Below are 26,390 nucleotides of genomic sequence, written 5' to 3' on the forward strand. Positions count from 1 at the left end.
ATTATAGTTGAGTTGAAATTATAAAATTATTAGACCATTCTATATTTATTGTTTCAAAGAATTCAAAATGCTTTGTTATCGGATTCAGTTCCGACATTAGTCCTAACCTAGCACCAATATTTCCCTTAGCCACATGAGTGTAGCCCAGTTTTTTTTGTATTGATGGATTTAAAGAATGGAATACCATTTCAGATGCTTCCACTGAAGTATGAAATGAAAGGCTACAATATCCGCACTTAAGTTTGTCATCCATTGGCCTTTGGGGAGCATCTCGTTTGGTATTGTATACATGATTAGGAAGAAAATTCAATTCATGATCAATAGGAAAGGTTACCCATCTTGCTGCTTCAACGGCTTCATTTTCTTTACAATTAGGCGGCGGACACTGGAAAGAAAGCCCCTGCTGGTCGATAAGTTGTTGATATTTAAGGTTCATGGTTGTAATTCTTAACAATGATATAAAATATTTACATCACTTTATAATATATTATTCAGCCTCTGGTCGGTGTTTTCACCGCACCAGCCAATGCATTGTGTATTGTAATTGGCCTGCTCAATACAAAGTAAAACATGGGTACGTACCGAATAGCAGTGATCAGGCATTTTCGGAAACGAGATCTTTCGGTAGAATGGTGCGGTGAAAACATCGACCACAAGCTAAAGGATTCCGCAAAAAACTCGATATACTCCGCCAGTCCGGGACAAGCATTGCTGACGCGGTAAATTTTGCGGATGTTATCAAATATTTCAACTATTGTCGCACCCAAGACGCATTTTATTAAAAATAGTGACGAACCCGTCTTCATTTATTTCAAAGCCGCTGCTGTTCTTCTTTTGTCCTGTTATTATTGCGGGAAGCTTTTTTACTGTTCGAACCAAATGACCGGCTGTAAGACAGCCTGATGATCGGGCGGAAGCCGGATTCTCCATGATAAATGACATCCACAACGTTGTTAAAAGCATCAGCAATTAGCGCTCCTTGGTGGCCGCGATAAATATCGGCGCTAAAAATATTAGATACACTTAACTGAAAACTACCATGATCCTTTTCAAGGTTTTTTTTAAAGCCCATGTTGAAAATGGCATTTCCATTTGAGCGGGAGTTGCTGTTATAGGATGAGGAGTTATAATAGCCCGACAGTTCAAGGGCATAGCGCTTTGGCAGTTTAAAACTTTCGGTAAAATTCAGGGAATAGCTGAAATAGCTTTTCTCCAGCAATTCCGGGAAATAGGTGATCCGGTATTTGTGCCAGCCGCCGCTCAGGTTATAGTTCATCTCCCACCAGGTTGCAATTTTGACCGGAATGGTCGCCTGCACAGCCAGGTTATTCTGCCAGTCAGCATTTTCAGGCATCAGGTAAACCAGCCCTTTGGTGGGGCCGGGAACGCCCTGCACACCCTGGATAGGGTCGGTGTCATGGCTGTACAATAGGGAAAACAAGTAGTCACCTGCGTTATAAGCCAGCTTTAAGTTATGGGTGATGGTCGGCTTTAGCGCCGGGTTGCCTGTAAATACAGAGGTTGGAGAGTTATAAGACACATAAGAAGCCAGATCGGCAAAAGATGGGCGGCTAATGCGCTCGGTATAGGATAATTGCAGTTCATCTGTCGCATTTAGCTTCCGGCTAAGAAACATCGCCGGAAACATTTTAGACAGCCGGCGGTCGACAAAGTATTGCGCATTGAGCGAATGATCGGTCGCGTTGCGCGAGTATTCGTACCTGGCCCCTGCAGACAGGCTGGTTAAACTGTCGGGTTTCCAGATCAGCACTGCATAACCTGCAGCGATCAGTTCGCGGGTAGCCAGGTCGTTCGAGGTGCCTGCCCCGACCGATACCCAGTGGTCACCCACCAGATTTTCAAGGGCAGATGTGCTTTTGCTACGGGTGTAGGTACTTTTTAAACCGGTTTCCAGTTGCAGCCGCTTGTTAAAAGAATTACTGTAATCCAATTGAGTCACAAATACATGGATGTTGGCATTGGACAGGTTACGCTGGCGTGATGCAAACAGGCTATCACTGAAATTGCTTTGCACCTGTGTGGGGCCATTGCTATGAAGGCCAAAATAATCCAGGTTGACATTAAACTTTTGATTGTTACCAATGGTTTCCTCCAGGTAAAGGCCGGGGTGCAGGTAGTGCGTATGACTGGTGCCAGCGAGTTGCGAATCGAACACCAGGTTGGTATCGGCCAATGCGTAATTGCCAAAGTTATGACTGCCGTTTTGATTAGAGCTGATGCTATAATAAACGCCGCCGCCGATAGTGGTTTTAGCACCCGGACGATAATCCAGGCCACCGCTAAAGCCCTGATAATTGGATACGGTATTACTTTGGCTATTGTAATGAAAAGTGTTCTGCCCGCCAATGATAGGCGTGTTACTTGTACCCTGCGCCAGTAGTAAAGCATAGCTATGGTCGTGGTTATAACTATAAGAAGCGTGCAGGCTAACTTTATCGCTATTTTGGTTCAGATCAATATCGGCAGATTCTTTATCGCCTTTACCATACCCTGCCGAAGCAGTTACCGAACCGTTGGTGCCGGGCCGCTTAGTTTTTTTAGTGACGATGTTGATTAGCCCGGCATTGCCATCCGCATCATATTTTGCGGGCGGTGTGGCAAGCAGTTCGATCTTGTCTATATCATCCGCCGTCATACCGTTCAGCAGGGAGGCCACCTGGTCGGCAGACAGGCGCAGTAACTTGCCGTCCAGCATAACCATGACCCCGCTTTTCCCATTCAGGCTAATTCCGTTGGTCTGGGGGTCAACCATAACGCCGGGTGAGCGTGAAAGCACCTGCAAAACCGAGCTGCCTTTGGTGAGGATGCTGTTCTGTACATTGACCACCAAGCCTCCTGCGGTTTGCTGTACCAGGGGTTTGCTGGAACGGATCACCACTTCGCCCAATTGTCTACCGGATGTTTTTAGCCGGATCGTTCCGGCATCATAAGCCGGATCGCGAATAATGAGCGGTGAAAAATAGTCCATATAGCCTATACAACTGATTTTAAGGGTATAAGTGCCGGATGGTGCAGCGCTAAGCCTAAAACCCCCTTTTTCGTCCGAGGCCGCCGAACGCACCAGCGTACTGTCTGCACTTTTCAGCAATACCGCAGTGGCAAATGGTACCGGGCTGCCATTGGTATCCGTAAGCGTACCGCTGACCTGGCTTTGGGCAATAGTGCTAAACAGCAATCCGCAAAGGATGAGCAATAACGTTTTCATACTCCAAAGGAAGTTTTCATCTGCGGCACGCAAAAATCCGATTGATGAACTGCGGCCGCTAATTGACGAGGTGCATGAAATGGCACGAATTAATGTTGCCAGCGATTGAAAGAGAGTAATGTACCGGTTATCCTTTGCCCGGTGTATTTCGTCAATTAAAAGCGGCCATTGGTATATCGGCCTGTATTTATTAACGGAATAGCCGTAACTTTATTAATTATGCCATCCATGACGACTTCTCAAAACTGGTTTATTAAATACAAGATCTACCACATCCCATTCTGGATGTTGTATAACTACGTGTTCTGGGCGCTGACTGTAGGCAGTCTCTATGAGGCCGCCCATGAAATGTTCTTTTCGGTCTTTTTTGTAAAATCGTTCTTTTACACCATATTTCCCGCTTTCGCGGTCTATTTCAACTTGTATTTTCTCATCCCGCGTTACCTGCAGAAAGGCAGCTATAGCTTGTACATCCTTATCCTGGCATTAACGGTCGTCGCTTCTTCCTTGCTCATCGTGCCAGGCTATTTCCTCAGCGCATGGCTGGCTGGCATTAATGCGCAAAAAATGTTCGGCCTTACCTGGAGCTGGAACAGCTTCTATAACGCTGCAAAGGGGAGCCCTTTAACAAACACCATAGCCGCCATTACGCTGGGCATGAGTATCAAACTCACCAAGAACTGGCTCGAAACGCAAAGACGGCACCAGGCGCTGGAAAAGGAAAAGCTGGAAACCGAATTAAAATTTCTTAAATACCAGTTCAACCCGCATTTCCTGTTCAACAGCATCAATTCCATTTTCTTCCTGATCCATAAAAACCCGGATATGGCCTCGGCCTCACTGGCGAAGTTTTCTGAACTACTGCGGCACCAGCTTTATGAATGTAACGACCAGCAGATCCCATTGGACAAAGAGATCGCCTACCTGGAAAATTTTATTGAGCTGGAAAAGCTGCGCCAGAATGAAAACTTAGCAGTTAATTTCAATTTAAACGAAGCCCATTCGCCAGGTATGGGCATAGCACCATTTGTTTTGATGACCTTTGTGGAGAATGCTTTTAAACACTTATCCAAGCATAAAAAACAACCCAATTGGATCAATATTGATCTGGCCGTAACCGGGCTACAGCTTCATTTAACGGTTGCCAACAGTACATCTGAGAATGGATCGTATGAAGTAATCAACTACGGAGGTATCGGTTTAAAAAATGTACAGCGCCGGCTCGACCTGATCTATCCCGGGCAATACAAACTGGATATTCAGAAAAACCCGGAAAGCTTTGTAGTGAAACTGGAACTGCAATTGTCTCAATTAGAAATATCTCCTTCTGCACAATTAATAGCTGAATAAAATGATCAACTGTGTAATAATTGATGACGAACCATTGGCGAGGGAAGGCTTGGCCAACTATGTCAGGGAAGTTGATTTTCTGAACCTGGGCGGTGTTTGCGAAAACCCGCTGGAACTGCTGCCGATGATCGATAGGCAAACTGTCGACCTGGTATTCCTGGATATACAGATGCCGAAAATGAACGGCATCGAGTTTCTGAAGATCCTGCAAAAACCGCCGATGGTGATCATCACCACCGCCTATCCTTCTTATGCGCTGGAAGGCTTTCAATTAAATGTCCTGGATTACCTGCTCAAGCCCATCACATTCGAACGTTTTTTTAAAGCCGCCGCCAAAGCCAGGGATTATTATAAATTGTTAACCGGTGATCCCGCTAAACAAGCGGAAGATTATTTCTTTATCAAGTGCGGCAGCAAATACGAAAAGATATTCTTTGATGACATTCTCTACGTCGAGGGCATGCAAAATTACGTAACTATTTATTCCACTAAAGGTAAATATGTTACGATGCTTTCGCTCAAAAGCCTGGAGGACAAGCTGGCCCCGACGGCCTTTATCCGCGTACATAAATCTTTTATCGCCGCCATTAGCAAAATAGACGGCATCGAAGCAGCCGAACTGTTTATAGGTGGAAGCCGTATTCCCATCAGCAGGGGCTACCGTGAGCAGGTCATGGACCGGGTGCTGAGCAAAAGGCTTTGGGATAGAAAATGACCAGGGCGCCAGAAAAGCGTCACCGCGGCAAAGGCAAGTTTTGCTATACTTATTACAGTTATTATGTATAAATATCGACAAGACCAATGTTTGACTGGCTGATTTAATGGTTTACATATCTTTTACGGCACTTTGCTGTAAAAAGTCGTTTGTTTGTTGTATGTGATAAACTAACTTTTCAAAATTCATTTATAAGTGTGTTGCTTGCGTGTAACTTTCAACGCTCCAAAGCATACATTTTTCTTTTTGGTAAAGTTATTTGAAGCAACAAAAAATCCCTGCTTCCGGAAGAAACAGGGATTTGAAAGATACTTGTACTTTATGAATTAAAATCCATACATACCACCCGAAACGGAAATTTGCTCTCCCGTGATCCAGGCTGCATCATCGGAAGCAAGAAATACCGCAGCTTTCGCAATATCTTCGGGCTGGCCTCTGCGACCAAGCGGTGTATTGGCAATAAACATTTTTTCATACTCACTGCCCGCAGTTACACCCGCACTGGTTGCACCTTCTGTTTCCGTGGCACCCGGCAAAATAGAATTGATACGAACGTTTTTTGCACCCAGTTCTTTCGACAAAGAGATGGTTATGGCATCTAACGCAGCTTTAGTTGCAGAGTACAATGAGACTCCCGCCATCGGCGATTTGCTTGCACCCGAACTGATATTGATGATATTACCACCTTTATCGCCAAACAGTTTCAAGGATTCCTGGATAGTAAGTACAGGACCCAAAACATTAACGTTGAAATGCTGATGAAAAGCAGCTGCCGATGCTTGTTCAATAGGTAAAAATTGCTGAAAGACCGCGTTGTTTACTAAAACATCCAACGTGCCGAATGCCTTCCTGGTTTCTTCAAACAGCCTGGTTACATCGGCTTCTTTCGATACATCGGCTTGTACCGAAATGGCTATGCCCCCGTTGTCGGTTATCTCCTTAACCACGCTATCCGCGCCTTCTTTACTTGAGGCATAATTCACAACAACCTTTGCGCCTTCTGCCGCAAAGTGTTTTGCGATAGATGAACCTATTCCTTTTGAAGCACCGGTAACTACCGCTACTTTGTTTTTTAATTTACTCATCATTTTTATATGTTAATATATTCAAATTCTTCAGGTGTATTTTCCGTTCTGAAGTACATCCAAAGATATAGCCGCGTGACGGACTGTTTATTGACATGAATCATTAAGTACCTTTGATTTAGGTCAACTCAGGATCGTGACTTAAATCACGATAATTGGATAACTAATTGTAAAAAAGCAACTTAAGATAGAGGCAAAAAACCAAAGCAGCAGAAAGCCAGACCGGTCACAACGGCATATTTTGCGTTGGTAAGCACTTTTTTTGCATTCAGGAAGTATATCGATGAGGGTTTCTGAAGCGGCAATTGAAAAACCGGCCGCTTTGTGGAAAAGCTATCTTAAAGCGTGTGGTTTGCTGGCATGTTATGGGATGCTCCTGTTCGGGTAAAAAACTAAAACGCTATTTTAATTTGGATACCGAATTTCATCCTTGCATAACGATCTATTTAAAAGAGTTTTTCCGTATCCTGCTCAAAGTTTCCGGGGATAAACCCAGATAAGAAGCGATCATGTTTTGTGAGAACCGCTTTAAAAAATGCGGATAATTGCTAACCAAATCCTCGTAACGCTCTTCAGCCGTATAGCTCATTGCAGCCTGCATTCTTTTCTGGGTTGCAATGGTGTTATTCTGACTGATTACGTTCGCCATCGCTGAAAATGCAGGTATATCCTTAAGAAACTCCTCAATTTGAGCATTGGTTGATTGCAGAACCTCCAGTTCCTCCAGCGCTTCAATATTAAAGCGACTTGGCGTTAACAGGTAAAAGCTTTCAAAATCGGCCAGCCACCAATTTTCCAAAGATAATTTCAGTATATGTTCATGCCCTTTTTCATCTACCGTAAAGGTTCTGGCAGATCCTTTTACAATAAACCCAATATATTTGCATACGTCTCCTTCCTGTAAAAAGTATTGCCGTTTTCGAAGTTTTTTGGGTTTGAAATGTGCCATCAACAAATGCTTATCATCCTCTGAAAGCAGTTTGCCTGATATTTCCTGGATGTAATCGAAAAGCGCTTCAAAATTGGACATCGTTCAAGTATATAATTATTCGCAATTTACTCAAAACCGCCTGATAAAAGACTAAAAACAAACATCGCTTTATATGGTAGGCGGGCATCCGGTACACGTTATGCTTATATGGCAGTAAGCCACCTGGCCAACCAGCGGAATGTTGACCATCGAATTATCGATATTCTGGCATCCTTTCGGGTATTTAGCGAGTGGCAGCCCGAATTGATTTTTATCCGCATCAAGATGAACATATTAGGTGTCGGGCCAAAAATTCACATTCTCAACAAAAAATCCCTGCTTCCTGAAGAAACAGGGATTTAAAAGAAATTTATAGTCAAACTGTAATTCCCTTTGTCCACGAGGCAGGATCGCATCAAAATTTGCGATTACGATTCATCAGTCGAACTTAATCAAGTCCTGAAAGATGAGCTTACCCCAGCTATTTCCACGCGCCTGCACAAGCAGTCCGCCTTCCGAAAGCCCGCCAAGTTGGATTGGTGCGAAACCGAGATTTTCCGCAAGCGCACCAATCTCCGCTGCTGCGCCGTCATCGTCGCTCGCAAGGAACACGACTCTCCTGCCACCATGTACGGCCGGATCCTGGTCAAGAATGGCAGCGATCAAATGGTTGAAGCCCTTAACCAGTTTTGCACCGGTGAAGGCCTGCGCAACGAACCTGGCAGAAGGCTGTCCTCCCAGCTTCTCAGGGGGCACGCCGTAAGCATTGGTTACATCGACGATGATTTTCCCCTGCCAGGCGGGGAGCGCCTTGGCGACATCCGGATGCGATTCAAAACGCACAGCCAAAAAGATGACGTCCGCCGTAACGGCTTCCGCCAGTGTTGTGGGAATGATCCCGGGGCCAATCGCGGCGGCATCGGATACAAAGCTTTCCGGGTCGCGCGTGGTTGCAACGGATACTTCGATGCCTTTGCGGGCAAACGCCCTGGCCAGGGCCTTGCCAATATTGCCGAAGCCGATAATTGCGTAGCTTGCTACGCTGTTTTTTAATTTACTCATTTTGAAAATTATTTTAATTATATAATGACACGGGTTATAAACCCGAGCCGGTGTGGGGGCAATTATTTAGACAAATAGGTCATACCACCATCAACCAAGAGTTCGGCACCAAGCATGAACGAAGAATCATCGGAGGCCAGGAAAACCGCTGTTTTACCAATGTCAGATGGTTGCCCAATTCTGCCTATCGGCATTTCACTTGCAAAGTGTTTTTTTATAGCATCAATTTGTTCTGCGGGAACAAACTTGTCAAATGCTGGTGTATCTGTTGTACCTGGTGTTATAACATTTGCTCTGATTTTTCTGCCTAAAAGATCGCTTGAAAATCCTTTTGCAAAATGGATCACAGCCGCTTTGGTAGCACCATAAAGCGTAAAATTCGGATATGCCCGATGTGCTGCATTTGACCCGATCAAAATAATAGAACCACCATCATTCATATAGGGTAGTGCTTTATGAACGGTGAAGTAAACACTTTTCAGGTTTAAATCAATTGTCTTGTCAAAGTCGGCTTCGCCAAGAGTGGCCACAGTTCCTACAGTTCCACCTCCCGCGTTGGCTACAACCACGTCTATTTTACCAAATTTTTCAGCTGTTGCTGCAAACACCCTTTCCAGGTCGGCAAGGTTGGTTACATCGGCATTTATGGCTATAAAATTATCTCCAAGCTGAACCACAGTACTATCTAAAGTATCCTGATTTCTGCCGACAATAGCTCCTTTAGCGCCTTCATTTTTAAATTCCTGGGCAATGCCAAACCCAATGCCACTATTACCACCTGTAATAACCGCTACTTTATTTTTTAATCTATTCATTATTTCTTTTTTTAAAGATTGAGCGACAAAGGTAGACCACTAAAGTTATTTTTGGTAACTTTGTACTGATAAATAACAGTAACATAGAGGTAACAAAGTAACAATGGGGTGTAAAATAGAAGAGTTTCAACAGGAACAAAAGAAAAGAATGAGAGCCGTTCAGGATTCCATGGAAGTGCTGAATGGGAAATGGAAAATTTCTATTATCTCGTCTATTTGCTGTTACGGTAAAAGGAGATTTACCGACATTTTGAGTGATATCGAAGGAATTTCGAACAGGATGCTGAGCAAAGAATTAAAGGAATTAGAGATAAACCAGTTGGTAAAACGAACCGTTTTGGATACACAACCCATAACGGTTCAATATGAACTTACGGAACACGGCAATACGCTACAAACCGTCATCAGCAATCTAACAGATTGGGGAATTGTACACCGAAAGCAAATTGTCGGGGAATAATGTTCGTGCTTGCCCTTGTTGGAGTTCCGTCCCGCGGGTCTCTCGTAGAGGACCCCGCGGTTGCACAATATTCTTTTGCTGCACAATTCCCCAATCTATCAGATCGTTGATCGTGGTTTATTATGTATAGCCGCGTTCCGTAAGTTAACGGTCGATTATATTCAACAGTTTATCCAGGTCATTTTCCGAATTGTAAAAGTGAAGTGAAACCCTTATGCCTGCTCCACGGGAGGAAAATATGATGTCGTTCTGTTGCAACTCCCTTATTTTAGCTTCCGGTAAGATCAAATTAAAGATCGCCGAATGTTCCTTACGGCGTGTGACTGCAGCTGATAAAAGCCCCCGCGCTGTGAAGGCCAACGCACCTTGCCTTGCACGATGTATTCTTTGCACAATTTTCTTTTCCTTATTTTAGATTCCCAAACCCGTTAATCAATGCCCTCCGACAGCATCACCATCCAAACCACCTTCCAATCCCCCATAACCACCATATGGCATGCCTGGACGGATGCCGCCACCATGCTGCAATGGTTTGGGTCGGACCGGGATGGCCAGGGCCTTAGCGCCGAAGCCGATGCGCGGTCCGGAAAAGAGTTCCTGGTAAATTTCAGGGACAGCAGCGGTATGGAGCATACTTGTTTTGGTACTTATTTAACGGTTATGCCGCCGCGTGAACTCAGCTTTACCTGGTGCTGGCAAAACGAGCCGGGGGTAACATCGCAGGTTGTGGTTAGGTTACAGCAAAGCGATGCAGGTACGCTGATGCATTTTGAGCACAACGGCGTAGGATCGGCATCGGCTCACAACTACTTAGCCGGCTGGACGAGTACTTTTGAAAAATTGCGTGGGGTGGTGGAGAGCAAGTAATTATTAAATACAAAAGCCCGCAGGTAACCGGGCTTCGTAAACTTTAAGCGTTTTTGCAATTAAAGGTAATTGTAAGCTTGCGCTAAAGTGGGCTTTCCTCCGCTTAAATTTATCCCTTATAATTGGGGGTCAAATTCCACAATCCATTCAATACCATATTTGTCTCTAAACATTCCGGCGTATGTACCCCATGGACTGTCGCCAATCTCCCCTTCCACATCTCCACCTGCAGATAATCCGTTAAATATTTTGTCTGCTTCTTCACGACTTTCGGCGCTAACAGATATTTTCGACCGGTTTTCGGCTTCATTTACCCGTCCCATAAATTCGGGAACGTCATTGGCTATTAGTACATTGTGTTTGCCAAGCGGCAAGGCAATGTGCATTATTTTATTGGCCTCATTTTCTGCCACCTGAAATTCGGGCCCCGCCAGGTCTTTGAAACGGATGATCTTTGTAAACTCTCCGCCAAAAACTGATTTGTAAAAAGTGAATGCTTCTTCGGCATTTCCGTTGAAGTTGATCCAGGAATTAATTGTTCTCATAATTTTTATGTTTAAGTTGTTAATTTTTTTTGGTTTATAATCTTTTAGGATAAAGTTGCTAACAGTTCCTCCAGGTTTTTTAATGTCATGGTAAAGCCTATTTTGAAGCCCTCCAATAATTTCTCCAATCGCTCAAACGATTCATTAAAAATGGTAATGTCCACTTTGGTTATTCCATTTTGTTCGCTGAAATTGTAATCCCACTCAGAGCCCGGCAGTTCACGGTTTTCGTCTTTATCTGCAAACGCGTTGTACATCTTAAAATTGGTTTTCGGGGTAATCGATGTAAATTCCTGCACCGACCAACGTTCCTGCCCATCGGGGCTTATCATCGCGTAAAATCGCCGCCCGCCTACTTCAAAATTCATATACTTGGTTTTGGCTCGCATGGGTGCAGGTGCGCCCCATTGGTCAAGCAGCTCGGCTTTGGTAAAGGCATCCCATACTAAAGACTGTCCGGCATTAAATTCCCTGGTTATATAAACCGTTTTCGCTGCTTTGTCAACGTTAAAATCAAATAGCAAATCATTGTTCATTTTTCTGTTTTTTTAATTGTTGATAATAATTGGTCGAGTTGATTGAATTGCGTTTCCCAGCTTTGCCTGAATTGGGCTAACCAGTTATCGAATTCCTGCATTTTTTTTGCATTAAAGTGATAATAAATTTCCCTGCCACTCTGCTCGGGTTTAATCAAATCGCATTCGTGTAATACTTTAATATGTTTTGATACTGCCTGTCGGCTCATATCAAATTTTTGGGCCATGGCATTTGGTGTTAATGCCTGTATAGCAATTAAAGTTAAAATAGCCCTGCGTGTCGGGTCAGCTATGGCCTGGAATATGTCTTGTTTCATTTTGTAATGTTCAATTAAGCAACCTGTAGGTTGCAAATATATATGCAACTTTTGAGTTGCGCAAATTTATTTGCAGTTTTTTATGTCGGGGGTAAATGGCAGGAAGTCTTCCGTCCACGGGGGCTCGTAGAGACCAGCGGTTGCACAGTGTAAGTCGTAATTCCCCAGAGCTGCGTTTATGCGAGGCGACAGGCCCCCAGCCTAAAATGCAAAATCCCGGATGCAATTAAACATCCGGGATTTGCATAAACCGTATATGATAAAAACACCTTATTCGCTCCTCAAACTTTTCACCGGGTTTGCCAGCGCTGCCTTGACGGATTGAAAACTGATGGTAACAAAAGCGATAACGATAGCTATAAACGCGGCCAGTACAAAAACCGTCCAGTGAATAGGGATGCGGTAAGCAAAGGCATCGAGCCAGTTGTTCATGGCGTACCAGGCCAAGGGAGTAGCTACAACAATGGCAATGAGTACCAGTTTGATGAAATCCTTAGCCAATAGGCCAATAACGCCCGTAACCGATGCGCCCAATACTTTACGTACACCAATTTCGCGGGTGCGTACCTGTGCGGTGTAGGCGGCAAGGCCCAACAGGCCCAGGCAGGATATTAATATGGCCATGCCTGCAAAATAGTTAAACAGGGTTCCTTCGCGTTGCTCGCCCTGGTAAAGGTTATTGAAAATATCGTCCAGAAAGTTATAGCTGAAAGGGTATTCGCCATTGTATTGTTTAAACTGGACACCGGCCGCGGCTATAGCAGCAGCGGCTTTATTGGTTGTAGTTTTAATATACAGGCTTTGGTAAACTGCTGGTTTGTAGAAAAAGATGGCCGGCGCGATTTTTTCGCGCATGCTGGCAAAATGGAAATCTTTAATTATGCCAATGATGGTGCCGTTGGTTCTTTGAAAACGGAAGCGCTTGCCGATGGGGTTTTTAAGGCCGATCTCTTTTACGGCTGCTTCGTTGAGGATAAAATGGGCCGAATCGGCTACAGCGCCGCTGAAGCTGGCACCCTGCTGCATTTTTAGCTTAAAAAACGAGATGAAATCCTTATCTATCCCCATGGGGTGCAGGATAAAGGTTTGGCCGGGTGCTTTGCCATCCCATGAATTATCGCCCGAGATCATGCTGCTGATGATGATGTTGCTGGTTGCACGGGTTACACCTTCTACACCGGGCTGCTTTAAAAGCTCGGCCCGCACGGCATCGTAATGTTTTGACGCATCGCGCATCCAAACCCCAAAAACATGGCTTTTATCGTACCCCAAATTTTTTGATTGGATGTATTTTAATTGCTGGGTGATAACCAGTGTGCTTACAATGAGTACTACCGAAAAGGTAAACTGCACCACCACCAGAATTTTACGGAACAGGGCATCGCTAATGCTGCCGTTTATTTTGCCCTTCAGGGCTTTTAAAGGCTCGAAGGATGACAACAGCATGGCCGGGTAAATACTGGATAAGGCCAGTGTAGCTACTACCGTGATGATGATAATGAGCCAGATATGCGGATTGAGCAGGTTAAGTACCAGTTGTTTGCCGGCCAGCTGGTTAAATACCGGCATGAGCAGGTATATGGCGAACACGGCAAATAGCGTGGCGATGAGGAACAGTAGGGCTGTCTCGACCAGGAACTGCATAAACAGCTGCATTTTGGCCGCCCCTATAATTTTACGCATACTGATCTCTTTGGCGCGCAGCAACGAGCGCGCTGTTGAAAGGTTTACATAATTGATGCAGGCTATTAGTAAAATAACCAGGGCTATAATAACAAAAATGCGCACCGTTTGGATGCCGTGGTCGGTGCCGTCGGCATTGTAAAGGTGAATTTTATTGATAGGCAGTAACAGGTAGTCGGCATCGGTATCTTCGGCACGGTGCTTAATGTGGATTTTGAACAGGTCGGCCGAGAGCTTCTTTAACGATGCGCCCGGCTTTAGTTTAAAATAGGTTTCATAACTGTAATTACTAAAATCAGTATTTATATCCGTTTTGCCGTTTACCAGTCTGTATTTAGCATGGTAACTCATGGGCATAATCATATCAAAGTTGATGCTGGAGTTAAGCGGAAAATCGTTAATAACGCCGCTCACGGTAAAGTTTTCCTTGGCTTCTGCCACAATCACTTTGCCTAAAGCATCCTGGGTGCCAAAATATTTTTGCGCTGTTTTTTTGGTGATGACAACCGAGTTATCATTAAGGAATGGCCTGGCGGTATTGCCTTCAATAAGCGGAAAATCAAACACGCTGAACAGGGATGGATCGGCAAAGCCTACGTTTTGTTCGCCAAAAACTTTTTCCTTGTATTTATATAGCGAGAAGAACCAGTTGGGAGTAATGCGCACCTGCTCCTGCACATCGGTGAGTTCCTGTTTAGCCAATGGGCCTATAGGCGCAACCGTAGTTTGCCAGATCTGTTTACTGGCGCCCGTGCCGCCAAAAAGCTCTACGCGGTAAATGTTATCTGCGTTTTTATGGAAGCTATCGAAACTTAATTCGTCCTGTACCCAAAGCAATATCAAAATGCCTATAGCCAACCCGGCGGTGAGCCCTGCAATATTGATCAGCGAATAGAACTTATTGCGAAACAGGTTTCGCCAGGCGGTTTTAATATAGTTCTTCAGCATAGCTACAATGTTTTGAACCAATTGCATTACAAAATCATGCCATTTTTTTAACTTGTTGATTGTAAAATATTTATATAGTTTTTTTCCGGGCTTCACTGTTCATAACCGTACGGTTACGTTCGTTTGTGTTACAGGGAGTTCAAGCAATTAATGTTAAGTTATTAATACATTGACTATTTCCGCGCCTGGCTGATTACAGCACTTATTGGAGCGATCATGGGAGCAGCTCCGAATTTTTCGGCAAGTTCTTTTTCCACCTTAATTTTTATCTCGTCTATCCAGGCAGAATTACGCTTTTTGATCTCCTCATAAATAGGCCCCCACTCTACAAGTCCTTGTGTTGCTTCTTTTGCGGTTGGACTGACGGCAAAAAGTTGCACTTTTTCAATTGATATTTTTGCAAACCCGGCATGCTGTAATAATGGCGTTATAACAGCTTCATCACTCATCGAGGTAGCAAGATTATAAGATTCTGGCAATGGCTCTTCCAAATATTGCTGTGCTATAGTTCTGCAGGAATAGGACGCAGCGTTATTCTCCAGCTTATCCCAAGTTGTAAATAAAAATAAGCCACCCGGTTTTAGCACCCGGTATGCCTCTGCAAATGCCTTTGGCTTATCCGGAACAAACATATACCCGAAGCAACAAATAACCATGTCGATACTATTGTTGTTAAAAGGAAGTTGTTGGGCATCTATATTTTGCCAGTCGATATCAAGATGGCTTAATTTTTTTTTGGCTACGGCCAACATATCCTCGCTAATATCTGAAGCGATTAGTTTTGCCCGGGATGGAATACGTTCCCGGATATGGCGGGTAACACGGCCTGTTCCGGCCGCAATTTCCAGCACAATAGAAACCGGGGCGGGGTGAATTCGTTTTGCAACTTCTATGGCATATGGCTCAAAGTATAACGGACCAAAAAAATCATCATATTGAGTGGCAGTTTCTCCCTGCAAATCAGGGGAAGGAACTTTAGTCGAAGCATCATTCATGAATCATTGATTTTATATTTTAGCAAACGGCACAGCGGTTAGCTACGGCTACAGTTTCAATTGCATCGTTTTTCATAATCCGTCCCCGCGGGGTATATCTAATGCTATTAAAACAGCCTGAGATAATTTCACGCAAAGACGCTAAGGCGCAAATCAAAAATAAGCAAATCAATTGCGTCTTTGCGTAACAAACCTTTTGATTTCCTGACATTGGAGGCCCGGGGAACAGCATTTATCAATTTTCCCCTCATCATGACACTCCCATTACCACCCACCATCACCTACGTAAAAATGTATCATTCTTCCCCACTTCCGTATAAATCGGGCGGCAAAAGTCCCTCTACATTTGTGTCATAATTAAAACAACAAAACAATGGCAAAAACAATTTTCATTACCGGCGCCTCACGTGGCTTTGGTAAATTATGGGCCGATGCACTACTGCAACGCGGCGATAAAGTAATAGCAACAGCCCGCGACCTGCGTACCCTGGATGACCTGGTAAGCAAATACGGCGACAATATTTTACCCCTGCAACTGGATGTGAACGACCGTACTGCCGGTTTCGCGGCCATCAACAAAGCAAAGGAACATTTTGGCAGTATTGACGTGTTGATCAATAACGCCGGTTACGGCTTATTTGGCAGCGTTGAAGAAACCACCGAGCAGGAAGCCCGCGAACAAATGGAGACCAACTTTTTTGGCTTGCTATGGCTTACACAAGCGGTGTTACCTGTAATGCGCGAACAGGAGCATGGCCACATCATCCAGGTTTCGAGCGCGTTGGGTTTGGTTACGTTGCCTGTATTGGGCCTGTACAATGCATCAAAATTTGCGGTAGAAGGCTTAAGCGAAACCCTGGCTGCCGAGGTAAAGGGCTTTGGCATTAACGTAACGCTGATAGAGCCTAACGGTTTTGCCACGGATTGGGCAGGTGCTTCATCTGCACATACCACCGAGATGCCGGAGTATGATGGCTTGCGGGCAGCTTTCCAGGCTGGCTTAACCGATGATATTTTTGGTATCCCCGAAGCAACTAATGACGCGGTGCTAAAGTTGATCGACAGTGAAAACCCTCCGCTGCGTTTATTCCTGGGCAGCCAGGCTTACCCCTGGATTAAACAGGTTTATGAAAGTCGTTATGCCGAGTGGGACAGCTGGAGCGAGGTATCAGCAGCAGCGCACGGTAAATAAATATTTAATGGTATTATACTGACACAATTTACGCCGAAATTCGGCGTAAATTTGTTTAACCTTTTTTGATCATGCAGCATTTTAAAAATTTAGCCGATATGCACCGCTTCAACGGCTTTGCCCCGCCCGAGAACCCGCTTATCAGCGTACAAAGATGCGTACACACATGTTCGTTCRGCAACCGGGAGTTTACATCCGATTTTTATATGATTGGGTTTAAAAAGCTCAAGTCGGGCGTTATTATGTACGGCCGCACCCGGTACGATCATGATAACGGAAGCATGATGTTTGTAAAACCTCGCCAGATTATGGAATTTAACAGCGTTGAATATGAGGACGATGCCTTTGTCATCTTCATCCACGAGGATTTTCTGAACGGTCATATTTTGCATACCGAGATCAATAAATACGCCTTTTTTGATTACGAGGCCAACGAGGCCCTGCACCTTTCGCCACAGGAAGAACAAACCATGTGGGACCTGTATTATAAAATAGATGCCGAATACCGCAACAATACCGATGAGTACAGCCGCGACATTATGCTTACACACATTGATTCGATGCTCAAATATTCGCAACGGTTTTACAAGCGCCAGTTTATAAACCGGCGCGAGCTTTCGGGCAAAACGGTATCGAAATTTAATGATGCTTTGGCCGCCTATTTTAAAAACGGCTTATTGGTTACCCAGGGCCTGCCTTCGGTAAGCACGCTGGCATCGCGCCTCAATCTATCTCCCCGTTACCTGAGCGATCTGTTGAAGCAGGAAACCGGCAAAACCGCCATCGAACTGATCCATATTTACCTGGTAAACGAAGCCAAGAACCGCCTCATGGGCGATGACCAAAGCGTATCTGAAATAGCTTACCAGCTTGGGTTTGAAAACCTGCCCTATTTTTCGAGGCTTTTTAAAAAGGAAACAGGTATTAGCCCCAACCAGTATAAAAAGCAGCTGGTTAACTGAGATTGAAATTTTCATTCTGCGGAGCAGACGAACATGCGAATACTTACCCGTGAAATGCTTTTCCGCAAAACGAGATCCTTCGGCAGAATGGTGTTATTTATTGATAACTTGGTGGTATGCACAAGCACTTACTAAATATAATATCTCAAAAGGGACCGCTAACAGCAGCTGATAATGATTTATGCAAAGCATGTTTTGAGCCGGTGTTGTTGCCTAAAAACAGAATTGTTGAACAAGCCGGATACATACCCCAATACTTGTATTTTGTTGTAAAAGGCTTTATGCGTATTTTTCATTACAATGAAAATGGCGACGAAGTAACAACTCATATTAATTGTCCGCCGGGCTTTTTAACTTCTTACTTTCATTTTATTAATCAAACTAAAGCTGATGAAAGTGTAGAATGTATTACGGAATGTGAACTGCTTAGGATCACAAAACCCAATTTAGACAGACTAACCAGTAAAAGCGTCGCGTTTAAAGATTTCAGTATTGAAGTATTTCAGCAGTCTATAGCTTACAACGAGAACCGTTCAAAAGAACTTGCCACATTAACAGCAGAGCAGCGATATAAAAAACTTATCGAAAATTATCCGGCTATCATCCACCACGTACCGGTGCAATACATAGCTTCGTTTTTGGGCATGAAACCCGAAAGTTTGAGCCGTATCCGCAAACGGATGCTTTCCTAACATTTGTCAAGTGGATTAGCTTTTATAGTTGGCAGATTTGACCCATTAATTATTAAAAAATAAGCAAATGGAAAATCAGCAACTATCATTGGTTAACGGTGCAAATGGGCATCTCGGCAACAATTTAGTACGACTCCTTATCAGTAAAGGCATCCCGGTACGTGCATCGGTAAGGAACATTAATAATAAAAACCCTTTTGAAGGTTTGGATTGTGAGGTGGTTCAATCAGACATTACTGATAAGCAATCGTTGGTAAGGGCACTGCAAGGTGTAGATACTTTTTATGCAGTAGGCGCCGCGTTTAAGCTTTGGGCCAGAGATCCCCAAAAAGAAATTTATGATGTAAATATCCGGGGCACCAGGAACATGATAGAAGCAGCCGCAGAGGCTGGGGTTAAAAGAATTGTGTACGTGAGTTCAATAGCCGCGTTAAATTATACCACCATCCCGGCAAAGGAAAGTTACGGTTATAACCCAGATCGCAGGGATGTGTACTATAACTCAAAAAACGACGGCGAACAACTGGCTTTTAAACTTGCTAAGGAACTTAATATAGAGTTGGTAGCTGTATTGCCATCCGCTATGATAGGAGGTGAAGCTTTTGCGCCATTAAATGTATCGTACAATATTCTCAGGTTAATTCTGCAAAAAGAAATCCCGGTAGAAACTAACATAGCGCTTAACTGGGTAGATGTAAAAGATGTTGCCGAAGGTTGTTATTTAGCGGCAACTAAAGGAATCAACGGAGAAAGATATATTCTGGCAAATGAAAAATGTACATCTATTAAAGATACTACTAAAATGGCACAACAGCTTTTCCCCGGATTGAAAATCAAATTACCGGTAGCAGTGCCAAAACTTATTTTATTTGTTATTGCCTGGTTAATGGAATTAGGAAGTAAAATGAATGGGAAAGCACCATTATTGAGCACTAAAGACATTGCTATGTTTTCAGGATTGCAACAGGACTTCAGTTTAACAAAATCGAGAAAAGAATTAGGCTTTAACCCCACAAATACCAACATGGTTGTAAAAGAATCAATGCAATATTTGATCAGGCATCAATTGGTGCAATTAAAGACCTCTTAAACCCGCGGGATTGTGCAAATCAATCATAAAAAAGAGTTTGGCTTTTGTAATGTGCGGCCACATTTTAACCCATCCATGGGAACAGCATGGGAAAGATCATTTGAAAAGCCTTCAGATAAAACCCGGAGGCTTTTGTTTATTTTTTTTACATTTAAAATTAATTGCAATACTGGTAAACTTATAGTGGAAAGCATTAACGGCATTATAGACATTGAAAAAATAATTAGCGGAATGGTGCGAATTCCCTTAGGGGAAATTACCTTAAGAGATGATCGTATAAAACATAGCTGGAAAGTAGAAATACAACCATTTTTATTAGCTAAATACCCTGTAACACAGGCTCTTTATTATGACATTACAAAAGAAAACCCCAGTATATTTAATGGGGATGAGAACCCTGTTGAAAACGTTTCATGGAAAGATGCCGTATTGTTTTGTAATAAGCTTTCTATCAAAACAGGTCTTGAACCTTTTTATATTTTAGAGCCATCGGGCAATATCGTATATAATTTAAATTGTGAAGGCTATAGACTTCCTTCTGAAGCGGAATGGGAATATGCCTGTAAGGCCGGGACGGATGGAATAAGGTACGGCGGGATTGATGACATTGCCTGGTACAAAAAAAATTCGGAACAAACAACGCATAAGGTTGGAATGAAAACACCAAATCCCTGGGGATTATATGACATGCTGGGTAATGTTTGGGAGTGGTGTTCTGACGTGTATGATGAAACAGTTTACGGCTCTTATCGCATTTTTCGCGGGGGTGGCTGGTGCGATGACGAAAGGGGCTGTATGTCAACAAATCGCAGGCGAAGTCATCCAACAAGTTTTAAAATCGACGATTTGGGTTTCCGTATTGCACGACCCATCGGTGAGTAACCTGCCACGCAATCCAATCAGCCATAAAAGAGTTCCCGTTTTGTTTTTAGGTGAAAGGGTAAAGCTATAAGACCATAATCTTCGCCTACGTTCACAGCTGTTAAGTAAGCTGGCCGGGACTCCTTAGTCCCTGCCGTTAATTAGAGAAATTTAGATGGTTACCGGGTAACTTTTTAATTTATTACGATCTATTGCGAAGCTGATTTTATCGATGTATGAAAACAGAAGAATGATAAGGGCAGGCATAGCGGGTAAAATTAGGCGGGGGTATTCGGAATATCCACCGATAATAGCTACTGCCACCTGTGCAAAAATTAGTAGCCACAATAACAGGCTAAACCAGGGTATTTGTTTTTTTTTGAACCATCCGGTAATAATCATCACTAAAGTAACCACTATAAAAATATAGAGGATATTAAACGTCACGCAAAATAACATGTACTCGATATTATTCATCCGAAAGGCCAGAAAACAGAGCTTATGATCGGCGTAATTGGTGAATATATTGAGTGTTTGTAAATCGATTAGTTTGCCACCGATAGCCAAAGCAAAAGCAACCGGCTGATTTTTAATACACGCCACAATGAATTGATGGATCCGGTCAGGTTCAAATTTCAGCATCACATTCTCGCCCTTACTGGGCTTCCCGGTGGTTTTTTGCTGCAGATCAAGATTAGCTTTTATGGCTGCGGTAATTTCGGGGTCATTACCATATTGATAAATATTGGCGATGACGATGACCGCCATTTCGTTATTATTACTTACGACGGAAATGCCGTTAAAATTGTGATTCTTTTTGTTTAGATGAGAATAACCCATTATTAACAATATAACAACTACCGAGGCAGTTAGCCCGGAAAGGCACATTTTCCAGTCTTTGCGGAAGAAAAGCAACCTCGAAATCCAAAACACAACAATCAACGGCAATAAATAAACAAATGATGGCCGCAACATGATGCAAACAAAAGCAAACAAGGTGAGCGCCCATGCCTTGCCACTGCCCGGCCGTTGCAGGTATTTAACCCCCACATAGATAACCAGCAGGCTACAGCTGATGGAGAGCGATTCGGTGAGCACCATCTTATCAAAATTGATGACGGGTAGCAGTACACCATATAATATTGTTGCAGAAAATACTACGCTGCTTTGCTTGAAACAAATCTTCACCACATTATAAAACAAAATGATCGCGAGAAATGAAATAATGATTTGTGCAACAACCACATGATCCATCAAATTTTGCTCACCAAATAGCTTCACCAATTTGATAAAGTACGGATACACCGGCGTACGCAGACGATCGGTTTCGCCTTTTAAAATATTGGCGGGGTAGTTAATATAAGTTGCTGTATCAACCGCACGGGTGGTTAATAAAACCGAATAATAAATTGCCCGCACAACCCCACTGACAAGTAAAATCCAAAACAATGGGGCATTAATAATTTTTACCAGGGTATTATTCCACTTTCCCTTTTGGGCAAAAGCGTTCAGCTTTAAATGCAGATCGGTTTTTAGGCTCATTCGTTTATTAATGGGTGACATTAGTTGTATTCGTAACCGCAGGGCAAAAGGTTGCTTTGAAGTTGAGGAAGACACCAATAATAACCATAATTAATTATTAGCCTTTTTGCATCAGTGGGAAACTATAGAGGGGTGATTCGGCCTTTTATCAAATACTCTTTTATTCTTATATCAAAATAAATCGCCGTATTTTAGATAACCCAATTTTTACCTGCCTCCCGGTAGCATTCCCTGGCAGGCAAACCAATTTATTAAAACCGACAATTAATAAGATAAAAAAATGGAACAGCAAACTAACCAGCCATCGCCTGAAAACATTATGAAAATTGGCACAGGCTTTTGGGCCTCAAAAATTCTTTTGACTGCAGTGAGTTTTCAATTATTCACCACACTTGCCGAAAAGAAAACGATGAAGGCCAAAGATGTAAAAGACATGTTGGGGCTTAAATGTACAGACAGGAATGTTTATGATTTTTTAGATGCTTTAACCGTGTTTGGCTTTTTAAGGCGTGAAGGTATTTTGGATACCGCTATTTATTCAAATACTTTGGACACAGATACATTTTTAGATAAAAACAAGCCATCATATATTGGAGGTATCCTTGAAATGATGAACAATCGTTTATATGCATTTTGGGGTAACCTGGGCGAGGGGCTGCTTACCGGGCTTCCGCAAAACGAAGCAAAAAGAAGCGAAGATTTTTTCGGTTTGATATACAAGGACCCTGAAAAATTAAAAGAATTTACCAATGCAATGACCGGTATTCAAATGGGTAATTTTATTGCCTTTGCTCAAAAATATGATTTTACAAAATATAAAACGCTGATTGATGTAGGCGGTTCGGCCGGGTTGCTTTCACTTATGGTTGCAAAACATAACCCCCATATGCATTGTACAAGTTTTGACCTGCCACCGATTGAGCCTATTGCAAACGCCACCATTCAGCAGTTCGGTTTATCAGATCGTGTAAAAACCGCAAGCGGCGACTTCTTCACTATGCCTATACCCCATGCAGACATTGTTGTAATGGGAAACATCCTGCATGATTGGGACGAAGAAAATAAAATATCATTAATGAGAAAAGCTTATAACGCGCTCCCGGTGGGCGGGGCATTTGTAGCTATTGAAGGCATAATAGATGATGAAAGAAAGCAAAATGCTTTTGGCATGATGATGAGTTTGAATATGCTTATTGAAACAGGGACAGGATTTGATTACACATTTGCCGACTTTAACAGGTGGGCAAATATTGTCGGGTTTAAATCAACCTCAATCGTTCCGTTAGCAGGTCCATCAAGCGCGGCAATAGCATACAAATAAAACCGCGTTAACATTGCCCCACCTGGCACAATTCGTGACCTGTGGTCTATGCAGCTACGGCAGGTTAGCACTAACGTTATGAAGTTGGCTGATCAAACCTTTGGTACCGGATAACTGTTATTGAAGCAATAATATTTATTTATACCATGCCATCAAATTTGCTTATTAACTGCCAACGGTTACTTAAAGAACAACATCTTACTATTGCCTTTGCAGAAAGCGCGACTGCCGGTCGCCTTTCTGCTGAATTTTCTTTGATCCCGGAATGCGGTGATATATTAAAGGGCGGTATTGTTTGTTACGACGCCTGTATCAAGCAGGATGTTTTAGGAGTGCCTGCAGAACTGGTAGAGAAATACACACCGGAATCGGCAGAAATAACCAAAGAACTTGCCGTACGGCTGGGAAATTTGATGAAGGCGGATATACAGGTAGCCGTTACCGGGCTAACCATGCCCGGCGGCAGCGAAACACTTGAAAAACCCGTAGGCACAATGTTTATTCACGTTTGGATTAAAGGTAAACACTTGGCCACCAGGGACGTTTATAAAGGATCGCCGGAAGAAATTGTATTGCAAACAATAGACAAGGTAGCGCAATTACTCATTAATGAACTATCCTGATCATATTAAAAACTGTAGCCATGCCATCTTCAGTTATTTCGGTTATAACCTATGATGCTGCTTCGTTGACATTAAAAATAACGTATGTATCTGGGGCAATTTATGAATATCGCCACGTTCCGGAAACCATTTATAGGGAAATGAAAGCGTCTGGTGCTAAAGGAATTTATTTAAATCACCATATAAAGGGCAAATACCCGTTTGAAAAAGTCGGTTAAACTATGAGCCGTTTAATATGCTGATCCCTTCCATAACTCATTTTGCAACCCTTTGCCGCAGAATCGACTCCAACACATTTATTCCATCTACTTGCTCTAAATTATTACGGGGTTAGGCCTGTCTTATCAGATGAAAAATATCTTTTTAATTAAGTTAATTTCCAATAATAACATTACATGCTTTAAAAAAGAAAACAGAATAGCTACTCCATTGTATAATTTTTAGCATGAAAACAAAAGCATATACATCCAATTCAAGAGATGGGCTTCGGGAAAGTCCCTGGCAGGAAGCTTTGCCCCCATTAGCAGCGGCGCACTCCGAATTTGATCCTCCTGCTATTTATGATTGCCTGGTAGCCGGAGGCGGCATTACCGGATTATCGGCGGCATTATTGTTGCAAAATGCGGGTAAAAAGGTATTGCTGGCAGAGGCCCGCAATATTGGTTTTGGAACCACCGGCGGCACCAGCGCACATATCAATACCTTTGCCGACACTACATACAAGGAAGCAGAAGTCGCGTTTGGAGCAGAGGGCGCCATTTTATTTGCAGAGGCTATAAATGAAGGTTTCGGGATTATTAAGCAAAATATAAAAACGTACCGTATTGACTGTGATTATGAAAGCCGGGCTGGTTATTTATATGCAGAAGATGAAGACCAGGCCAAACAACTGGACGATGTATATGCAGGCGCCGTTAATGCAGGTGTGCCTGTACAATACACGGATAATGTACCCACCCCCATCCCATTTCAAAAAGCATTATTATTTGATGGCCAGGCGCAGTTTCATCCACTAAAATATTTACGGGGCCTGGAAAAGTCTTTCCTGGAAGCGGGAGGAACCATTTTGGAAAACACCAGGATCAATCAACTGAGCAGCGATAATAGCATCCATATAGCCGCGGCTGGTTTATTGCGTATTAAAGCTAAAAAAGTTATTTATTCAACCCATATCCCGCCAGGCATTACCTCATTTAATTTTCGATGTGCACCTTACCGCAGTTACGTATTGGCTGTTAAGCTGAAAAGCGGTACCTATCCCAATGCGCTCATTTATGATATGGAAGAGCCTTACCATTACTTCAGAACACATACCATTGATGGCGAACCGCTACTGATTGCCGGTGGCAATGATCATAAAACCGGGCACGATGATCCTGAAAAAGCTTTTGCCGACCTGGAAAAATATATTAGTAAGCATTATAATGTTTCTTCTGTAAAATATAGCTGGTCGTCCCAGTATTATGTTCCGGTTGATGGTTTTCCGTATATCGGCCAGATGCCCGAAGCTGCTGACGGTGTTTATTGTGCAACCGGCTACAACGGTAACGGCATGATGCTGGGTTCGGTAGCTGCTAAGATACTAAGCGACCTGGTATCAGGAAAAGAAAATAAGTATACGGCCGTTTTTAGCCCGGCGCGGATTAAACCAATTGTCGGTTTTACTGAATTTGTAAAAGAAAACGCAGATGTAGCTTATCATTTGGTAGCAGATAGATTTAATATACCTGAAACCGACTCTTTAAAGCGCCTGCACCCTGATAGCGGTAAAGTGATTGAAGTGGATGGTAAAAAAATAGCGGTTTATCGCGATACCGCCGGAACCGTTCATGCCCTTAACCCTGTATGTACCCATGCCGGGTGTATAGTAAACTGGAACCCGGAAGAAAAAAGCTGGGACTGCCCCTGCCACGGGGCCCGGTATGATATAGACGGCGAAGTACTGAACGGCCCTGCTGTTAAAAGCTTACAAAAAATTTAAAAGGATGAATAAGTTGGAGAAAATAGCGATTTCGGGCGTAGCCGGTACCAGCTTTATGACGCTGTTTAGCTACCTGGTTTCGCTTATTGAAAAGGAAAATTATAGTGAGCCCGAGCATCTGGGCACACTAATACACCGCCTGCTACCAGGCACTAAAAAACTGAACCAGGCGCAGGGATGGGCTGCACATTATGCGGTTGGGTTAATATTTGCAGCGACTTTTACCGAACTATGGGAGCGAAAAAAGATAAAGCCCTCATTAAAGAATGCTTTAATACTTGGCAGTATTAGTGGCGCTTTAGCCGTTGGGGTATGGAAACTCACTTTTAAATTACATCCCGCTCCGCCGTGGATCAGGTATACTAAATATTATAGCCAGTTGGTGCCCGCTCATGTTGTTTTTGCGTTGTTTGCAACAATAAGCTATCGTTTAATTAAACAAATAGAAAGCAAGGGTAACAGCACACACAATTAATGAGTGCTTATACCTACCGTTTTTAAACATCCCGGATAAGCGGCCATCCTCATGGCGTCTTTTTCTGCCCATCCCGC

Annotated in this window: 27 protein-coding genes; 15 read left to right on the plus strand and 12 right to left on the minus strand. The window is 43.2% G+C overall.

Translation table 11 applies throughout. The features are described from left to right. Nucleotide 1: 1 nt before the first annotated feature. Complete coding sequence (locus AC1DQW_RS14240; protein WP_477454686.1) at nucleotides 2-436, minus strand: hypothetical protein; 435 nt, start codon at nucleotides 434-436, stop codon at nucleotides 2-4. A gap of 375 nt (nucleotides 437-811) precedes the next feature. Beyond that, a complete protein-coding gene (locus AC1DQW_RS14245) occupies nucleotides 812-3,226 on the minus strand; it encodes a TonB-dependent receptor domain-containing protein (protein ID WP_477454687.1) in 2,415 nt (804 codons plus the stop codon). Nucleotides 3,227-3,454: 228 nt separating this feature from the next. Here AC1DQW_RS14245 and AC1DQW_RS14250 point away from each other — a divergent pair, with 228 nt between their 5' ends. Together AC1DQW_RS14250 and AC1DQW_RS14255 are read left to right on the plus strand one after the other, a co-directional pair. Next, the gene (locus tag AC1DQW_RS14250; protein WP_477454688.1) at nucleotides 3,455-4,576 is read left to right on the plus strand and encodes a sensor histidine kinase; all 1,122 of its coding nucleotides are present in this window, start codon (nucleotides 3,455-3,457) and stop codon (nucleotides 4,574-4,576) included. Nucleotide 4,577: 1 nt separating this feature from the next. After that, nucleotides 4,578-5,291 carry a LytR/AlgR family response regulator transcription factor gene (locus AC1DQW_RS14255; RefSeq protein ID WP_477454689.1) on the plus strand — a complete coding sequence of 238 codons (714 nt, stop codon included), beginning with the start codon at nucleotides 4,578-4,580 and terminating at the stop codon, nucleotides 5,289-5,291. A gap of 326 nt (nucleotides 5,292-5,617) precedes the next feature. Here the strand turns inward: AC1DQW_RS14255 and AC1DQW_RS14260 are convergent, their stop codons facing one another. Both AC1DQW_RS14260 and AC1DQW_RS14265 read right to left on the minus strand, forming a co-directional pair. Beyond that, nucleotides 5,618-6,379, minus strand: coding sequence for an SDR family NAD(P)-dependent oxidoreductase (locus AC1DQW_RS14260; RefSeq protein ID WP_477454690.1), 762 nt, complete (start codon nucleotides 6,377-6,379; stop codon nucleotides 5,618-5,620). Nucleotides 6,380-6,818: 439 nt separating this feature from the next. Next, nucleotides 6,819-7,406 carry a Crp/Fnr family transcriptional regulator gene (locus AC1DQW_RS14265; RefSeq protein ID WP_477454691.1) on the minus strand — a complete coding sequence of 196 codons (588 nt, stop codon included), beginning with the start codon at nucleotides 7,404-7,406 and terminating at the stop codon, nucleotides 6,819-6,821. 108 nt (nucleotides 7,407-7,514) lie between these two features. Between AC1DQW_RS14265 and AC1DQW_RS14270 the strand changes: the two genes are divergently transcribed. After that, entirely contained in the window at nucleotides 7,515-7,709 is a 195-nt protein-coding gene (locus AC1DQW_RS14270) for a hypothetical protein (RefSeq protein ID WP_477454692.1), read from the plus strand. 75 nt (nucleotides 7,710-7,784) lie between these two features. On the opposite strand, the gene AC1DQW_RS14275 is transcribed toward AC1DQW_RS14270, so the two are convergent. Both AC1DQW_RS14275 and AC1DQW_RS14280 read right to left on the minus strand, forming a co-directional pair. Then, nucleotides 7,785-8,408 (minus strand): NADPH-dependent F420 reductase, encoded by a 624-nt coding sequence (locus tag AC1DQW_RS14275; protein WP_477454693.1) that lies wholly within the window; start codon nucleotides 8,406-8,408, stop codon nucleotides 7,785-7,787. Nucleotides 8,409-8,470: 62 nt separating this feature from the next. Then, nucleotides 8,471-9,223, minus strand: a complete 753-nt coding sequence (locus AC1DQW_RS14280) for an SDR family NAD(P)-dependent oxidoreductase (protein ID WP_477454694.1) — start codon at nucleotides 9,221-9,223, stop codon at nucleotides 8,471-8,473. 103 nt (nucleotides 9,224-9,326) lie between these two features. Between AC1DQW_RS14280 and AC1DQW_RS14285 the strand changes: the two genes are divergently transcribed. Further along, on the plus strand, nucleotides 9,327-9,683 hold the full coding sequence (locus AC1DQW_RS14285; RefSeq protein WP_477454695.1) for a winged helix-turn-helix transcriptional regulator: 357 nt from the start codon (nucleotides 9,327-9,329) through the stop codon (nucleotides 9,681-9,683). A 435-nt stretch (nucleotides 9,684-10,118) separates the two neighbouring features. Continuing rightward, nucleotides 10,119-10,550 carry an SRPBCC family protein gene (locus AC1DQW_RS14290; protein WP_477454696.1) on the plus strand — a complete coding sequence of 144 codons (432 nt, stop codon included), beginning with the start codon at nucleotides 10,119-10,121 and terminating at the stop codon, nucleotides 10,548-10,550. 116 nt (nucleotides 10,551-10,666) lie between these two features. Here the strand turns inward: AC1DQW_RS14290 and AC1DQW_RS14295 are convergent, their stop codons facing one another. The 5 genes from AC1DQW_RS14295 to AC1DQW_RS14315 all read right to left on the minus strand — a co-directional run bounded on the left by AC1DQW_RS14295 (nucleotide 10,667) and on the right by AC1DQW_RS14315 (nucleotide 15,574). Beyond that, nucleotides 10,667-11,095 carry a VOC family protein gene (locus tag AC1DQW_RS14295; protein WP_477454697.1) on the minus strand — a complete coding sequence of 143 codons (429 nt, stop codon included), beginning with the start codon at nucleotides 11,093-11,095 and terminating at the stop codon, nucleotides 10,667-10,669. Between the two features lie 44 nt (nucleotides 11,096-11,139). Continuing rightward, a complete protein-coding gene (locus AC1DQW_RS14300; RefSeq protein WP_477454698.1) occupies nucleotides 11,140-11,631 on the minus strand; it encodes an SRPBCC family protein in 492 nt (163 codons plus the stop codon). Then, nucleotides 11,628-11,948, minus strand: coding sequence for an ArsR/SmtB family transcription factor (locus AC1DQW_RS14305; protein ID WP_477401746.1), 321 nt, complete (start codon nucleotides 11,946-11,948; stop codon nucleotides 11,628-11,630). Before AC1DQW_RS14305 ends, AC1DQW_RS14300 begins: the two co-directional genes overlap by 4 nt. A gap of 270 nt (nucleotides 11,949-12,218) precedes the next feature. Continuing rightward, nucleotides 12,219-14,579, minus strand: coding sequence for an ABC transporter permease (locus AC1DQW_RS14310; protein WP_477454699.1), 2,361 nt, complete (start codon nucleotides 14,577-14,579; stop codon nucleotides 12,219-12,221). Between the two features lie 173 nt (nucleotides 14,580-14,752). Then, on the minus strand, nucleotides 14,753-15,574 hold the full coding sequence (locus tag AC1DQW_RS14315) for a class I SAM-dependent methyltransferase (RefSeq protein ID WP_477454700.1): 822 nt from the start codon (nucleotides 15,572-15,574) through the stop codon (nucleotides 14,753-14,755). A gap of 373 nt (nucleotides 15,575-15,947) precedes the next feature. Between AC1DQW_RS14315 and AC1DQW_RS14320 the strand changes: the two genes are divergently transcribed. The 5 genes from AC1DQW_RS14320 (at nucleotide 15,948) to AC1DQW_RS14340 (ending at nucleotide 20,392) form a co-directional block, all read left to right on the plus strand. Continuing rightward, complete coding sequence (locus AC1DQW_RS14320; protein ID WP_477454701.1) at nucleotides 15,948-16,766, plus strand: SDR family NAD(P)-dependent oxidoreductase; 819 nt, start codon at nucleotides 15,948-15,950, stop codon at nucleotides 16,764-16,766. A 71-nt stretch (nucleotides 16,767-16,837) separates the two neighbouring features. Beyond that, nucleotides 16,838-17,728: a helix-turn-helix domain-containing protein gene (locus tag AC1DQW_RS14325; protein WP_477454702.1), complete on the plus strand. Its 891-nt coding sequence runs from the start codon at nucleotides 16,838-16,840 to the stop codon at nucleotides 17,726-17,728. A 116-nt stretch (nucleotides 17,729-17,844) separates the two neighbouring features. Then, nucleotides 17,845-18,420, plus strand: coding sequence for a Crp/Fnr family transcriptional regulator (locus tag AC1DQW_RS14330; protein ID WP_477454703.1), 576 nt, complete (start codon nucleotides 17,845-17,847; stop codon nucleotides 18,418-18,420). Nucleotides 18,421-18,487: 67 nt separating this feature from the next. Further along, on the plus strand, nucleotides 18,488-19,510 hold the full coding sequence (locus AC1DQW_RS14335; RefSeq protein ID WP_477454704.1) for an NAD-dependent epimerase/dehydratase family protein: 1,023 nt from the start codon (nucleotides 18,488-18,490) through the stop codon (nucleotides 19,508-19,510). Between the two features lie 183 nt (nucleotides 19,511-19,693). Beyond that, the gene (locus tag AC1DQW_RS14340; RefSeq protein WP_477454705.1) at nucleotides 19,694-20,392 is read left to right on the plus strand and encodes a formylglycine-generating enzyme family protein; all 699 of its coding nucleotides are present in this window, start codon (nucleotides 19,694-19,696) and stop codon (nucleotides 20,390-20,392) included. 150 nt (nucleotides 20,393-20,542) lie between these two features. On the opposite strand, the gene AC1DQW_RS14345 is transcribed toward AC1DQW_RS14340, so the two are convergent. Continuing rightward, the gene (locus tag AC1DQW_RS14345) at nucleotides 20,543-21,913 is read right to left on the minus strand and encodes a hypothetical protein (protein ID WP_477454706.1); all 1,371 of its coding nucleotides are present in this window, start codon (nucleotides 21,911-21,913) and stop codon (nucleotides 20,543-20,545) included. A 280-nt stretch (nucleotides 21,914-22,193) separates the two neighbouring features. Here AC1DQW_RS14345 and AC1DQW_RS14350 point away from each other — a divergent pair, with 280 nt between their 5' ends. From AC1DQW_RS14350 to AC1DQW_RS14370, 5 genes are all read left to right on the plus strand, one after another. Then, nucleotides 22,194-23,234 (plus strand): methyltransferase, encoded by a 1,041-nt coding sequence (locus AC1DQW_RS14350; protein WP_477454707.1) that lies wholly within the window; start codon nucleotides 22,194-22,196, stop codon nucleotides 23,232-23,234. Nucleotides 23,235-23,380: 146 nt separating this feature from the next. Next, entirely contained in the window at nucleotides 23,381-23,857 is a 477-nt protein-coding gene (locus tag AC1DQW_RS14355; RefSeq protein ID WP_477405015.1) for a CinA family protein, read from the plus strand. Between the two features lie 20 nt (nucleotides 23,858-23,877). Then, complete coding sequence (locus AC1DQW_RS14360) at nucleotides 23,878-24,075, plus strand: KTSC domain-containing protein (protein ID WP_477454708.1); 198 nt, start codon at nucleotides 23,878-23,880, stop codon at nucleotides 24,073-24,075. Nucleotides 24,076-24,302: 227 nt separating this feature from the next. Next, nucleotides 24,303-25,838: an FAD-dependent oxidoreductase gene (locus tag AC1DQW_RS14365; RefSeq protein ID WP_477454709.1), complete on the plus strand. Its 1,536-nt coding sequence runs from the start codon at nucleotides 24,303-24,305 to the stop codon at nucleotides 25,836-25,838. 4 nt (nucleotides 25,839-25,842) lie between these two features. Continuing rightward, nucleotides 25,843-26,313, plus strand: coding sequence for a hypothetical protein (locus AC1DQW_RS14370; RefSeq protein WP_477454710.1), 471 nt, complete (start codon nucleotides 25,843-25,845; stop codon nucleotides 26,311-26,313). Nucleotides 26,314-26,390: the final 77 nt, after the last annotated feature.

The sequence above is a fragment of the Mucilaginibacter sp. P5_A4 genome, assembly GCF_056400605.1.

Excerpts from the sequence above, each read along its gene's own strand:
- AC1DQW_RS14320 (WP_477454701.1), top strand. The coding sequence starts at position 15,948 with ATGGCAAAAACAATTTTCATTACCGGCGCCTCACGTGGCTTTGGTAAA.
- AC1DQW_RS14305 (WP_477401746.1), bottom strand. The coding sequence starts at position 11,948 with ATGAAACAAGACATATTCCAGGCCATAGCTGACCCGACACGCAGGGCT.
- AC1DQW_RS14275 (WP_477454693.1), bottom strand. The coding sequence starts at position 8,408 with ATGAGTAAATTAAAAAACAGCGTAGCAAGCTACGCAATTATCGGCTTC.
- AC1DQW_RS14265 (WP_477454691.1), bottom strand. The coding sequence starts at position 7,406 with ATGTCCAATTTTGAAGCGCTTTTCGATTACATCCAGGAAATATCAGGC.
- AC1DQW_RS14335 (WP_477454704.1), top strand. The coding sequence starts at position 18,488 with ATGGAAAATCAGCAACTATCATTGGTTAACGGTGCAAATGGGCATCTC.
- AC1DQW_RS14250 (WP_477454688.1), top strand. The coding sequence starts at position 3,455 with ATGACGACTTCTCAAAACTGGTTTATTAAATACAAGATCTACCACATC.
- AC1DQW_RS14255 (WP_477454689.1), top strand. The coding sequence starts at position 4,578 with ATGATCAACTGTGTAATAATTGATGACGAACCATTGGCGAGGGAAGGC.
- AC1DQW_RS14270 (WP_477454692.1), top strand. The coding sequence starts at position 7,515 with ATGGCAGTAAGCCACCTGGCCAACCAGCGGAATGTTGACCATCGAATT.
- AC1DQW_RS14370 (WP_477454710.1), top strand. The coding sequence starts at position 25,843 with ATGAATAAGTTGGAGAAAATAGCGATTTCGGGCGTAGCCGGTACCAGC.
- AC1DQW_RS14240 (WP_477454686.1), bottom strand. The coding sequence starts at position 436 with ATGAACCTTAAATATCAACAACTTATCGACCAGCAGGGGCTTTCTTTC.
- AC1DQW_RS14245 (WP_477454687.1), bottom strand. The coding sequence starts at position 3,226 with ATGAAAACGTTATTGCTCATCCTTTGCGGATTGCTGTTTAGCACTATT.
- AC1DQW_RS14365 (WP_477454709.1), top strand. The coding sequence starts at position 24,303 with ATGAAAACAAAAGCATATACATCCAATTCAAGAGATGGGCTTCGGGAA.
- AC1DQW_RS14280 (WP_477454694.1), bottom strand. The coding sequence starts at position 9,223 with ATGAATAGATTAAAAAATAAAGTAGCGGTTATTACAGGTGGTAATAGT.
- AC1DQW_RS14295 (WP_477454697.1), bottom strand. The coding sequence starts at position 11,095 with ATGAGAACAATTAATTCCTGGATCAACTTCAACGGAAATGCCGAAGAA.
- AC1DQW_RS14300 (WP_477454698.1), bottom strand. The coding sequence starts at position 11,631 with ATGAACAATGATTTGCTATTTGATTTTAACGTTGACAAAGCAGCGAAA.
- AC1DQW_RS14315 (WP_477454700.1), bottom strand. The coding sequence starts at position 15,574 with ATGAATGATGCTTCGACTAAAGTTCCTTCCCCTGATTTGCAGGGAGAA.
- AC1DQW_RS14345 (WP_477454706.1), bottom strand. The coding sequence starts at position 21,913 with ATGAGCCTAAAAACCGATCTGCATTTAAAGCTGAACGCTTTTGCCCAA.
- AC1DQW_RS14285 (WP_477454695.1), top strand. The coding sequence starts at position 9,327 with ATGGGGTGTAAAATAGAAGAGTTTCAACAGGAACAAAAGAAAAGAATG.
- AC1DQW_RS14355 (WP_477405015.1), top strand. The coding sequence starts at position 23,381 with ATGCCATCAAATTTGCTTATTAACTGCCAACGGTTACTTAAAGAACAA.
- AC1DQW_RS14330 (WP_477454703.1), top strand. The coding sequence starts at position 17,845 with ATGCACAAGCACTTACTAAATATAATATCTCAAAAGGGACCGCTAACA.
- AC1DQW_RS14350 (WP_477454707.1), top strand. The coding sequence starts at position 22,194 with ATGGAACAGCAAACTAACCAGCCATCGCCTGAAAACATTATGAAAATT.
- AC1DQW_RS14360 (WP_477454708.1), top strand. The coding sequence starts at position 23,878 with ATGCCATCTTCAGTTATTTCGGTTATAACCTATGATGCTGCTTCGTTG.
- AC1DQW_RS14290 (WP_477454696.1), top strand. The coding sequence starts at position 10,119 with ATGCCCTCCGACAGCATCACCATCCAAACCACCTTCCAATCCCCCATA.
- AC1DQW_RS14260 (WP_477454690.1), bottom strand. The coding sequence starts at position 6,379 with ATGATGAGTAAATTAAAAAACAAAGTAGCGGTAGTTACCGGTGCTTCA.
- AC1DQW_RS14310 (WP_477454699.1), bottom strand. The coding sequence starts at position 14,579 with ATGCTGAAGAACTATATTAAAACCGCCTGGCGAAACCTGTTTCGCAAT.